This is a genomic window from Mesorhizobium sp. WSM4312 (assembly GCF_002294875.1).
In the GTDB taxonomy this organism is placed as follows: Bacteria; Pseudomonadota; Alphaproteobacteria; order Rhizobiales; family Rhizobiaceae; genus Mesorhizobium.
On sequence record NZ_NSFU01000008.1, the window covers coordinates 166,310 to 178,749 of the forward strand.

Annotated in this window: 10 protein-coding genes; 7 read left to right on the forward strand and 3 right to left on the reverse strand. The window is 62.7% G+C overall.

From position 1 onward, the window contains the following. Nucleotides 1–102: 102 nt before the first annotated feature. Nucleotides 103–2,022, reverse strand: coding sequence for a TadE/TadG family type IV pilus assembly protein (locus tag CK228_RS15250; RefSeq protein ID WP_095788366.1), 1,920 nt, complete (start codon nt 2,020–2,022; stop codon nt 103–105). Nucleotides 2,023–2,318: 296 nt separating this feature from the next. On the opposite strand from CK228_RS15250, the gene CK228_RS15255 reads away from it, so the two are divergent. After that, nucleotides 2,319–3,179, forward strand: coding sequence for a TIGR01459 family HAD-type hydrolase (locus CK228_RS15255; protein ID WP_095788459.1), 861 nt, complete (start codon nt 2,319–2,321; stop codon nt 3,177–3,179). A gap of 6 nt (nt 3,180–3,185) precedes the next feature. After that, entirely contained in the window at nt 3,186–4,166 is a 981-nt protein-coding gene (locus CK228_RS15260; RefSeq protein WP_095770912.1) for a bifunctional riboflavin kinase/FAD synthetase, read from the forward strand. Between the two features lie 79 nt (nt 4,167–4,245). Here the strand turns inward: CK228_RS15260 and CK228_RS15265 are convergent, their stop codons facing one another. Beyond that, complete coding sequence (locus tag CK228_RS15265) at nt 4,246–4,800, reverse strand: HdeD family acid-resistance protein (protein WP_095788367.1); 555 nt, start codon at nt 4,798–4,800, stop codon at nt 4,246–4,248. 136 nt (nt 4,801–4,936) lie between these two features. On the opposite strand from CK228_RS15265, the gene CK228_RS15270 reads away from it, so the two are divergent. From CK228_RS15270 to CK228_RS15290, 5 genes are all read left to right on the forward strand, one after another. Beyond that, nucleotides 4,937–6,493 carry an acid phosphatase gene (locus tag CK228_RS15270; RefSeq protein WP_245438038.1) on the forward strand — a complete coding sequence of 519 codons (1,557 nt, stop codon included), beginning with the start codon at nt 4,937–4,939 and terminating at the stop codon, nt 6,491–6,493. Nucleotides 6,494–6,516: 23 nt separating this feature from the next. After that, the gene (locus tag CK228_RS15275) at nt 6,517–6,729 is read left to right on the forward strand and encodes a hypothetical protein (protein WP_095770545.1); all 213 of its coding nucleotides are present in this window, start codon (nt 6,517–6,519) and stop codon (nt 6,727–6,729) included. A gap of 130 nt (nt 6,730–6,859) precedes the next feature. Then, nucleotides 6,860–7,669, forward strand: coding sequence for a MipA/OmpV family protein (locus tag CK228_RS15280; RefSeq protein WP_095788369.1), 810 nt, complete (start codon nt 6,860–6,862; stop codon nt 7,667–7,669). 288 nt (nt 7,670–7,957) lie between these two features. Next, on the forward strand, nt 7,958–10,939 hold the full coding sequence (gene ileS, locus CK228_RS15285) for an isoleucine--tRNA ligase (protein WP_095788370.1): 2,982 nt from the start codon (nt 7,958–7,960) through the stop codon (nt 10,937–10,939). A 245-nt stretch (nt 10,940–11,184) separates the two neighbouring features. After that, a complete protein-coding gene (locus tag CK228_RS15290) occupies nt 11,185–11,862 on the forward strand; it encodes a hypothetical protein (RefSeq protein WP_095770542.1) in 678 nt (225 codons plus the stop codon). Between the two features lie 38 nt (nt 11,863–11,900). Here the strand turns inward: CK228_RS15290 and CK228_RS15295 are convergent, their stop codons facing one another. Continuing rightward, complete coding sequence (locus CK228_RS15295) at nt 11,901–12,350, reverse strand: nucleoside deaminase (protein ID WP_095770541.1); 450 nt, start codon at nt 12,348–12,350, stop codon at nt 11,901–11,903. Nucleotides 12,351–12,440 lie beyond the last annotated feature (90 nt).

A 12,440-nucleotide genomic window follows, 5' to 3' on the forward strand; every position in this document is an offset into this window, starting at 1 on the left:
TTGCTTGGTCGGCGCTTCACCAACCGCTAACCAATGCAGGCCTGCGGCCCCGATCCGATCTAAGGCGAACGCCCATCGGGGAGGGCGTTCGCGGCCTGGCGATCAGCTGACGATGCGCAGGTTGGACAGTTCGTTGCCGATCGCCTTGAAATCGTCGGAGAGTGTCGCTCCGGTCGAATTCCAGAACAGTTTCATCGGCTTGCTCGGATCGGTCGGATCCTTGCTGAAGCGGGAATCCGACGAACAGGCCTTCAGCGCATCCATCTGTGTTTTTTCCGCCGTATTGCTAGAATCCAGGTCGAGCGCGATCGTCATGACCATGACGCCAGCCGTCTTTGCGTTGTTGCAAAGCGTGGTGAAATGCTCGTTCATCGCCTTGCTGTAGTTCGAATTGGAATAGTCTGTCTTGCTTATGCTGCTGCTGGTACCGAGGAACAGCCGGCCATATGTGTAACCGCTGCTGAAAGGCAAGATATAGCCGAGCGACGAATAGATCGCTTTGCTGCCCGCCAGGTCGTTGCCGCCATAGGCCCAATTGGTTCCTGAGTAGGTCTGGGCCGTCACCGAAGTTGGTGTGTAATAGGTGTTCGCACCATCGGTTAGGACGATCAGAACCTTGTCGTTGCCTCGTTCCGTCTCGGGCCGCCCATCGGTGAAGGGAGCGGTGCTGGAAAGGGTTCGCCAGCCCCAGGCCATGCCTTCCGGCACATTGGTGGCGCCGTCGGCGGCCATGGCGTCCACAGCCGCCTTCACCGACGTCGCGCCGGCTGTCGTGGAAACATCGGTCAGCGGCGTGATCGCCGTGGTGCTGCAGCTCGTATTGGGGCCGGCATCCATGCCATAGGCCGGCGTAACCGTGTTGCCCGGAGAGGCGAAATATTTCGGCATGTAGCGCTGACGTTCCGCGCTGGTGCTGTTGCCGGGCGTGGTGTCGGTACGCCAATTGTTGTTGGCGGGACGGCTGCTGGTGTCGGTGAGGTCGGTTTCATCAGGTGCGAACATCGGCACGAACAGGGTTGCGGGCGTTCCGGTCGAAGCTGGCGTATCCTGGATATTGTAGGGGTAGGGACGGGACTCGACGCAACCGCCCCAGTTGGCGACGGTGTCATAGGTATATGTCGCGTTCGAAGCGCAACTGCCGTCCCAGTTCTTCGAACTGCACGCCGAAACCCGTTTCATCTGCTTGTAGAGCGAAAACCGTGTCAACGGCAGGTCTTTCTGGGTTGCGTCCCAACCATTGCCTTTCGCATACCAGACGCCGGCGATGTTCTGGGCATATTTGGTGGACGAATAGGAAGAGCTCATGGTCGTCCAGTCGAAATTCTCATGATGGATCGGCGAGATGCCGGTCGTGTCCATCCATGCCGCCGAGGCATTGCCCGAGCCGACATTGACCGAGGCGGCGAAGGGAACCAGACTGAACTGGACCGGTTTGGTAACCTGCTTCATCATCTGCGCCTGGCCGGCCAACTGGTCGACCAGCTGCTTCGCGGCACTCTTGAGGAGATCGAACCGCACCTTGTTGGACCCGTGGCCGAGTTCCGTCATCGAGCCGGAATTGTCGAGCACCAGCGATACTTCCAGCGTATTCTTCAGGCGGACTTCCGAGCAGGCATCGAAGCTGATGTCGCTGTTGGCGGCGCTTCCGCCTATCAGCATTTTTGCCGTTGGCAGGAAGTAGGGCTTGTAGGTCAAGGTGCTACAGAGCTTCAAGGTGCCGCCGCCGGTATTATTGTTGGGCAGCGTCACGGCCAGCATGGTGTTGGCCGGATCGACATGTGCGAGATTGGCTTCGAAGAAATTCTTGGCGTAGGCCTTGGCATCGGCATCGCTGGCGCCGGCAACGATCTGCTGGGCAGTGGCGACGCCGGCAGCGTCCAGCGCGTTCAAGGTGGTTTGTCGCTGCCGCGTCATTTCCGTATAGTCAACGCCGATTGCCAGGCCACCCATGAGCGGTACCATGGCGACGACGGTCATGAGCGCGTAATTGCCACGCCGATCGCTTCCGAATCTCCGGATCATTGCTTCAAAATTCCCCCGCCAAATCGATAATCGGTGGGGATCGTGTCATAAATCGTTAAATTTCACATTGCCGTAATACCTGCAAGGTCGAGCCGCCCTTTCAACGCGCGTTAACCAAACGCTGTCCAGTGGTGGCTCGGGCGCCAACAGATAGCGCCGTTTGCGCGCATAGGGGCGCCTTCGCGTCGATCTCCAGGTGAAAGCTGGTGACAGCGTGGATCGGTTCGGATAATTCGAATCCGCTGCGGCGAACCGTCGGCCGCGGCACTCGCAACGCTCATATTGAAGGAAACGGCATGGCGGATTCGCCTGACATCGTCGGCTCGCTCGAAGACGTCTCAGAAGCCTATTCGGCAATTCTTTGCGATGTCTGGGGCGTGGTGCACAATGGCGAATGGCATTTCCCGGCGGCCGCGGTGGCGCTGGCCAGGTCAAGGGCAGCCGGCATTCCCGTTGTTCTCATCACCAATTCGCCCCGCCGCAGCGCCGATGTCGTGGCCCAGATGAGTGTGATCGGCGTTCCGCCGTCAGCTTACGACCGTGTGGTGACCTCGGGCGACGTGACCCGCGACCTGATCGCGGAAGGCCCGCGCAAGATCTTCCATATCGGCGCCGACCGCGATCTGACCCTCTATGACGGCCTCGATGTCGACCTCGTCGAGGAATTCGAGGCCACCGGCGTCGTATGCACCGGGCTGTTCGATGACGAGGTCGAGAAGCCTCAGGATTATACCGACCTTCTGCGGCGATTGCGTGCCAGGAACCTGCCATTCATCTGCGCCAATCCCGATATCATGGTGGAGCGCGGCGAACGCATCATCTGGTGCGCCGGCGCGCTGGCGCGCGACTATGCCCAGCTCGGCGGCCGTACGCTGATTGCGGGAAAGCCCTATGCGCCGATCTACGACCTTGCGATGAAGGAGGTGGCCGAGGTGCTTGGCCGGCCGGTCGAGCGTTCTCGGGTATTGGCCATCGGCGACGGGATGATGACCGATGTGAAGGGCGCGGCCGACAATGGTTTCGACGTTCTCTATGTCTCCGGCGGCATCCATGCCCGCGACTATGGCAATGCATCCCGGCCGGATCCGGCCAAGCTCGGGCTCTTTCTGGAGCGGCACGGCTATCGTCCGGTGGCCGTCATGGTCAGACTGCAGTAGGTGGCGATGGTAGGCTTCCAGCATCTCACCGCGACCGCGCCGCTGCCCGCCGATCTGCGTGGCGGCGTTGTCGCGATCGGCAATTTCGATGGCGTCCACCGTGGCCATCAAGCGGTGCTCGAACGGGCGTTGGCCGAGGCTCTGCGGCGTGATGTGCCGGCCTTGGTGCTGAGCTTCGAACCGCACCCGCGAAAGGTGTTCAGGCCCGACATGCCGCTGTTCGTGCTGACGCCGCCGCCGATGAAGGCGCGGCTCTTGTCCTTGCTGGGTTTTGCCGCGCTCGTCGAGCAGCCGTTCACGCGCGACTTCGCTTCGCTGTCGGCGGAAGCTTTCGTCACCGACGTGCTGGAGAGGACGCTCGGCATCACCCACGCCGTGACTGGTTTCGATTTCCATTTCGGCAAGGACCGCCAGGGCGGACCGGCCTATCTGATGGCAGCCGGCGAACGCCATGGCTTTGGCGTCACGCTGGTCGACGCTTTTCGCGACGAGGGCGCCGAGGTGGTTTCGTCGAGCCGGATCCGGGCCCTGCTCTGCGAGGGCGAGGTAGTCGAGGCCGCCGGTCTGCTCGGCTATCGCTTCACGGTCGAGGCCGAAGTGATCGGCGGGCAGCAACTCGGCCGCACACTGGGCTTTCCCACCGCCAATATGAGGCTTTCACCGGAAGCGACCCTGAAGGAAGGGATTTATGCCGTCCGCTTCCGCCGCGCCGACGGCACGCTGCATGACGGCGTCGCCAGCTTCGGCCGCCGCCCGACCGTCGACGACAATGGCGCACCGCTTCTGGAAACCTTCGTCTTCGATTTTTCCGGCGATCTCTACGGCGAGACCTGCGAGGTCTCATTCTTCGGCTTCCTGCGCAGCGAGATCAAATTCGACGGCCTCGATGCATTGGTGGTGCAGATGAAGCGCGATGAAGCCGAGGCCCGGGCGCTGCTCGCCGGCGTCAAGCCGCTGTCACAGCTCGACGCGGCCATTGCGTTCTAAGGCATGATCCCGAAAAGCGGATACCGGTTTTCTCGGACAAACGGTTTCCGCTTGCCCACAGATCATGCTCGGCAAGACTCTACTTTTTCAGCGCCAGGCCGACCGCGATGAAGGTCCAGCCCTGGAAGATCAGGTCGATCGCCAGGAACAGTCCGAGCACCCACAGGCTGTTGACCGGCCACCCCATGGCGATGATCAGGCCGGCAAGCACGCTGATGAGGCCTGCCGCGACGATCCAGCCCCAGCCCTGTTCCGGACGGTGGCTGTAGCCGACCCAGGCCCGCAGCGCGCCGGAGGCGACGAGCGCGACGGCCAGCAGGAAGGTCAGCACCGCCGAGGCCAGCAGCGGATTGTCGAAGGCGAAAAATCCGGCGACCGCGTAAAGCAGCCCGCTGAGCAGCCAGTAGAGGAAGCGGCTCCAGGTCTTGACCCCGAAAGCATGCATGATCTCGATGATGCCGGCCACCAGCATCAGCCAGCCGACGACATAGACGGAAGCCACTGTGGCGATGAACAGATTGCCGAAAGCAATGCCGCCGAGGATCAGCAGCACCACGCCCAGGCCGACAAACCATCCCCATTTTTCCCGCGTCAGGCCGATCGCGTTCTTCAGTGTATCGCCGTGCAAGGTCATGATCCATCTCCCTCCACATCTGGCCGCGCATCCTGCGGTTGAAGGAAGGTAATCCCAATGGCACTACCCGTCCAGCGCGGTGGCTATTGCAAAGGCGCGGCGAAGCTGGTGTCATCCCGCTTTGCATCAGGGAGGTATGACAATGAAGCGATCCCATGGGCTCGCCCTGTTTTCCTCAACTCTCGCCCTGTTCGCTGCCACTGCGGCTTCCGCATTCGCAGCGCAGCCCGGCGAGCCGCCGGATGGCATCACCAAGATAGAAACGGTGGTCGTCATCTTCGCCGAGAACCGCGCCTTCGACAATCTCTATGGCCATTTTCCCGGTGCCGAAGGCATCGACAAAGCCAGCCAGGAAAGCCTGCAGCAGCGCGACCGTGACGGCTCGGTGCTGTCCGAACTGCCGCCGGTGTGGGACGGGCTGACCGCCAAGGGCGTCACGCCGCCGGTGACGCAGGCGATGACCGAGCACCTTCCAAACGCGCCGTTCACCGTGAACGACGCGAAGGGTTTCAACGTGCCGCTCAGCGTCACAACGCACGATCTCTGGCATCGCTACTACCAGAACCAGATGCAGATCAACGGCGGCAAGAACGACATGTTCGTTGCCTGGGCCGATTCAGGCGCCATGCCGATGAGCAACTGGGACGCTTCCAAGACCGACATGTGGGCGATCGCGCAGAAATACGTGCTGGCCGATCATTTCTTCATGGGTGGGTTCGGCGGCTCGTTTTTCAACCACCAATGGCTGATCTGCGCTTGCGCGCCCTACTACGCCGATGCCGACAAGAGCCCGGCCAAACCGTCGATTTCGGTGACGGATGAGAGCGGCACAGCGCTGAAGATCGCCGACAATTCGCCGAAATCGGCGCGCGACGGCATTCCGAAATTTGTCTCCGATGGCAATCTGACGCCGGACTTCCACGTGGTGAACACGATGCAGCCGCCTTACCAACCAAGCGGCAACGATCCGGCGCCTGGCGGCGATCCGCTCCTCGCGGATCCGGCCAAGCCCACCACGCTGCCGCCCCAGACGGAGCCGACCATCGGCGACATGCTTAGCCTCAAGCACATCACCTGGGCATGGTATTCGGGCGCCTGGCAGTACACGCTCGACCACGGCAACAACTCGCCGGTTCCGAATTTCCAGTATCACCACCAACCGTTCAACTATTATGCCAATTACGCGCCGGGCACCGAAGCCAGGCGCGAACATTTGCGCGACGGTGGGCTGGGCGGCGTTAGCTTCATCCAGGCGATCGACGACGGCGCCCTGCCACAGGTCTCCTTCTACAAGCCGCAGGGCAATCTCAACGAGCATTCCGGCTATGCCGACATCGAGGCTGGAGATCGCCATGTCGCCGACGTCGTCGCCCATCTGGAGAAAAGCCCGCAATGGCCGCATATGCTGGTCGTCGTCACCTATGACGAGAATGGCGGCATCTGGGATCACGTCCCTCCGCCCAAGGGCGACCGCTGGGGGCCGGGCACACGCGTCCCCGCCATCATCGTTTCGCCCTTCGCCAAGCACGGCTATGTCGATCAGACGCCCTATGATACGACTTCGATCCTGCGCTTCATCACCGAGCGCTTCGAACTGCCGGTGCTGCACGGCATCGTGGTTCGCGACCGGGCCGTCGCCGCGCATGGCGAACCGCAGCTCGGCGATCTTACCGCCGGGCTCGACCTCAATTGAAGGCCCGTGTCCGTAGGAAAACGATGAACGCTGACGGGATCGTCGCCCTTGTCACCGCTGCCGGCATCGAGCTTACCGACCGCCGCCGTAACGCCAAGGGCGACGGCTGGTCGCTAAGCTTTGCCAACGGTGCAACGGTGGAGGTGGGTGACGACGGATCGGCGCGCATTGCCGGCAAGGGCAGCAAGGCCGTGAGAGGGCTGCTGGACCTGCCGACCGCGCCGCGCCGCGCCTGATCCGGCGCGGCCGGACACTAAGTTGGCCGACTCAACTGTTACCGATGTTAAGTCAAATTTTACCGAACTGGCGCCATGGCTTGAGCGATGCCGGGTGTTTGTTCCGGCGTGTTTCGCGTATGGGGTATCGATGCGTATTGTCCGGGCGATTCCGCTGCTTCTGACCGCCTCCTTGCTGGGCGCTTCCGCGGCCGAGGCCGGCGACGGCCCTTTCGGCTGGCTGTCCGGCGACTGGTACCTGACGGTTGGCGCCACGGGCATGGTCGCGCCGAATTTCGAGGGCGGCAAGAAATACATGCTCAGCGCCAAGCCCATCATCTCCCTGGGCAAGGCCGGTCCCCAGGCTCGCTTCACCTCGCGCAACGACAATATTTCGCTGGCGCTGGTCGATGATGGCGGCGTTCGCGCCGGCCTGACCGGCAAGTTCCTGTTCTCGCGCGATGACAGCGATGCCGACGAGCTCAAGGGTCTCGATCCGGTGCGCTGGGGCGGCGAAGTCGGCGGCTTCTTCGAATTCTATCCGACGGACTGGATGCGCGCGCGCGCCGAATTGCGCCACGGCATCCGTGCCCATAACGGCTTTGTCGCCGATATCGCCGCCGACGCTTTCTACGATGTGACGCCAACCGTCAGGATTTCGGGCGGCCCGCGCGTGTCCTTTGCTTCGGCGAACTATTTCGACGCCTACTATGGCGTCAATGCGCAGGAGGCGGTGGCCTCCGGCCTGAGCCAGTACAATCCCGGTGGCGGACTGAAATCCGTCGGCCTCGGCGGCGCGGTGACCTGGAAGGTGACCGATCCGATGACCGCCAGCCTGTTCGGCGAATATTCGCGCCTGGAGGGGCCGGCAGCCGATTCCAGCCTGGTCAGGGAGCGCGGCGACCGCAACCAGTTCATGGTCGGTGTGTCGACCACCTATCGCTTCGACTTCAAGATGTAGGCGAATTGAACGAGACGCTTTATTCCTGCGTCCATCTCCGCTAAAAGCCACGCCATGATGAGCTTTTCGCGCCTTTTCGCGATCGCGATACGAATTACTGGCCCGGTGTTCCGGGTGGCCTGAGCGCCGCCGGAACCGCCGGGAGTTTCGCGCGCGCCCTCGCGCTTTTTTCAGAACATCGACGCATATCGCCCAAAGGTGGGATCCGGTTTTGGGAAAACGATATGCGCCAATCAAAGACCTCAACGCCCGGGCTTTGTGCCGACGGGCTACGCAGATGGCAGATCAATGACCGACACTGTTGAAACGATCGACTATTCCAAGACGCTTTATTTGCCGCAGACGGATTTCCCGATGCGCGCCGGCTTGCCCGAGAAGGAGCCGGTGCTGGTCAAGCGCTGGCAGGACATGGACCTCTACGCCAAGCTGCGCGAGAGTGCCGCCGGCCGCACGAAATATGTGCTGCATGACGGCCCGCCCTACGCCAACGGCAATATCCATATCGGCCATGCGCTGAACAAGATCCTCAAGGACGTCATCACCCGCTCGTTCCAGATGCGCGGCTACGATTCGAACTATGTGCCTGGCTGGGACTGCCACGGCCTGCCGATCGAGTGGAAGATCGAGGAGCAGTATCGCGCCAAGGGCAAGAACAAGGACGAGGTGCCGGTCAACGAGTTCCGCAAGGAATGCCGTGAGTTCGCGGCGCACTGGATCACGGTGCAGGGCGGTGAGTTCCAGCGGCTTGGCGTCATCGGCGACTTCAAGAATCCCTATACGACGATGGCTTTCCATGCCGAGTCGCGCATCGCCGGCGAATTGCTGAAATTCGCCATGTCGGGTCAGCTCTATCGCGGCTCGAAGCCGGTGATGTGGAGCGTCGTCGAGCGCACCGCATTGGCCGAGGCCGAAATCGAGTACCAGGATTATGAGTCGGACACGATCTGGGCGAAGTTTCCGGTGGCCAATCTTGTCGTCGCCAATATCGTGGACGGGCAGCCGGCGGAACTCAATCCAGACCTGAGCGGGCGGTCGCTGGATTTGCTGGACGCCCATGTCGTCATCTGGACGACGACGCCGTGGACCATCCCGGGCAACCGCGCCGTCAGCTATTCGCCGCGCGTCGCCTACGGGCTCTATGAGGTGACGGCGGCCGAGAATGCCTTTGGCCCGCAACCAGGTGAGAAGCTGATCTTCGCCGACGCGCTGGCCGAGGAAAGCCAGGCCAAGGCCAAGGTCACCGTGAAGCGCCTTCACGGCGTCAGCACCGAACAGCTTGGAAACCTTGTGCTTTCGCACCCGTTCAAGGGTCTCGGCGGCGGTTACGAGTTCCCCGTGCCAATGGTTGCGGGCGATCATGTGACCGACGATGCCGGCACCGGCTTCGTTCACACCGCGCCTGGCCATGGCCGCGAGGATTTTGACGCCTGGATGGACGCCGCGCCACAGCTGCGCGCACGTGGCATCGACACGGTGATCCCCTTCACGGTCGACGATGCCGGCTTCTTCACCAGGGACGCGCCAGGCTTCGGCCCGGATCGCGAGGGTGGAGCCGCGCGTGTCATTGACGACAATGGCAAGAAGGGCAACGCCAACCAGGCTGTCATCGACGAGCTGATCAAGCGCAACGCGCTCTTCGCGCGCGGCCGCCTGAAGCACAGCTACCCGCATTCCTGGCGGTCGAAGAAGCCGGTGATCTTCCGCAACACGCCGCAATGGTTCGTCTACATGGACAAGGACCTCGGCGACGGCACGACACTGCGCAGCCGCGCCCTGAAGGCCATCGACGACACGCGCTTTGTGCCGGCTGCCGGCCAGAACCGCATCCGCGCCATGATCGAGGAGCGCCCCGACTGGGTGTTGTCGCGTCAGCGCGCCTGGGGCGTGCCGATCGCCGTTTTCGCCGATGAGGACGGCAACGTGCTGAAGGACGCGGCGGTCAACCTGCGCATCATGGACGCCTTCGAGGAAGAGGGCGCCGACGCCTGGTTCGCCGCCGGCGCCAAGGAACGCTTCCTCGGCAACCACGATGCGTCCAAATGGAAGCAGGTGATGGACATCCTCGACGTCTGGTTCGATTCGGGCTCGACGCATGTCTTTACGCTGGAGGATCGCCCAGACCTGAAATGGCCGGCCGACGTCTATCTCGAAGGGTCCGACCAGCATCGCGGCTGGTTCCACTCCTCGCTGCTCGAAAGCTGCGGCACCAGGGGCAGGGCGCCTTACGACACCGTCGTCACCCATGGCTTCACCATGGATGAGGACGGACGCAAGATGTCGAAATCGCTCGGCAACACGGTGGTGCCGCAGGACGTCATCAAGCAATCCGGTGCCGATATCCTGCGCCTGTGGGTGGTGACGACGGATTATTGGGAAGACCAGCGGCTCGGCAAGAACGTGCTGCAGACCAATATCGACGCCTACCGCAAGCTGCGCAACACCATCCGCTGGATGCTGGGCACGCTCGCCCATGACGATGGCGAGACCGTACCGCTGGAGGCGATGCCGGAGCTGGAACGGCTGATGCTGCATCGGCTGGCCGAGCTCGACGAGGTGGTGCGCCAGGGCTACGACGCCTTCGAGTTCAAGCGCATCACCCGCGCGCTCGTCGATTTCATGGTGGTCGAGCTGTCGGCCTTCTATTTCGACATCCGCAAGGACGCGCTCTACTGCGACGCACCGTCGAGCGTGAAGCGCAAGGCCTCGGTGCAGGTGGTGCGCCATCTTTTCGACTGCCTGGTGAAATGGCTGGCGCCGATGCTGCCCTTCACCATGGAAGAGGCCTGGCTCGACCGTCATCCCGATGCCGTTTCGCTGCATCTCGACCAGTTCCCGGAAATCCCGGCGGATTGGAAGAACGAAGCGCTGGCGGAAAAGTGGCGCAAGGTGCGGCAGGTGCGCCGCGTCGTCACCGGCGCGCTCGAGATCGCGCGTGCCCAGAAGGTGATCGGCTCCTCGCTGGAAGCGGTGCCGGTCGTCACCATCAACGACGCAGCGCTCGAAGCGGCGATATCGGACGTCGACATGGCCGAGATGGCGATCACCAGCGACCTCGTCATTGCCCATGGCCAGGCGCCTGAAGGCGCCTTCACCCTCGACGATGTCAAGGGCGTCGCCGTAGTGGTCGAGAAAGCCGAGGACCGCGGCCTCACCAAATGCGCGCGTTCCTGGCGTTACACGGCCGATGTCGGGCAGGATCCCGCATTTCCCGATGTCTCCGCACGAGATGCCGCCGTTCTGCATGAGCTGAAGGCGCTCGGTCGGGTTTAGGTCGACGTCGCCGAAGAGCGTGCCGCGGTTCTGGGAAACGACGTGCACCCGATCAACAGTGCACAAATGCCACGCCGGGCGGTGCAAATCCGCCCGTGCGTTGCCCTTAAAGAGCGGTTGAGGTAAACACGCGAAACTCCGGAAGACAAATTGTCGCCGGATTTCCGTCGCAAGTGCTTGGACGATGGGGACCGGTCACAGGACCGGTGGCGATCGAGAGGCTGTCTAGAGTGGGACTTTTTGGCATGACCGAGAGATATAAGGCGCGCCTTGCGCTGCTGGCGCCGCTTGTCGCATCGGGCCTCGCTCTATCCGGCTGCATGGGCTCTCCGACCTATGGCACCGACAAGACCGCTGCCGAACAGCTGGCCGGCGATCTCTCGGGCGCCGTTTCCTTCGCGCCGAAGCGCAAGGATCCGATCGACTACAAGCCGCGCCCCACCTTGGTGAAGCCCGCTCCCGGACAGAAGGAAGCGCTGCCCGCACCGCAGGAAAGCATCCAGACGGCAAGCGCCGAATGGCCCGAATCGCCTGAACAGCGCCGCGCGCGCCTGCGCGCCGACGCCACCGCCCATCAAAATGATCCGGGCTATCAGGCTGAAGTCGTCGACGACGTGCAGACCGATCCGGCCTCGGTCAAGAAGGCGATGGCGGATTCAGGCTCCAGCCACCCGCCGGCCTGGACACCCGCTGATTCCGACAAGGGCCGCGCCGCCGAGATCCAGCGTCGTCTTGCCGCGAGCAAGCAGGGCGACCCCAACACCCGCAGATATCTGAGCGAGCCGCCATTGGCCTATCGCGTCGCGGCCGGCACGGCGCCGCAGAACGAACTCGGCGAGGACGAATACAAGAAGGAACGCCGCCTGAAGAAGGAGGCGGAAGGCAAGAAGTCCGGCTGGTTCGACTGGTTGCCGTCCCTGTAAGAACGCCCGCGCTGCCCTTTCGGGCGGCACATCGCGGTTCAGTCGCGACGTTCCTTGAAAAAATCCTTCAGCAGCAGCGCAGCCTCCGTCTCGCCCATGCCCGGATAGATGTCGGGCGTGTGGTGGCAGGTCGGCGAGGCGAAGAAGCGTACTCCATTGACCACCGCGCCGCCCTTTTCGTCGGCGGCGCCGAAGTAGACACGGCGTAGCCTGGCGAAGGAGATGGCGCCGGCGCACATGGCGCAAGGTTCCAGCGTCACATAGAGATCGTGGCCGGTCAGCCGCTCGCTTGAGAGTTTCCCGCAGGCTTCGCGAATGACAAGCATTTCGGCATGCGCCGTCGGGTCGGCAAGCTCGCGGGTGCGGTTGCCGGCTTTCGCAACGACCGTGCCGCCGTTGGCGATGACGGCGCCGACCGGCACTTCGCCACGCAAGGCTGCCGCCTCGGCCTCCTTGAGCGCCACCGCCATGAAATCCGGCCGCTTCACGCGGTTTCCATTCCGATTATCTCCTCGCCACTCAGGCGTGATCCTGTTATGGAGCGCATCAACCCGAAAATCGGACTCGATTTTCGGAAA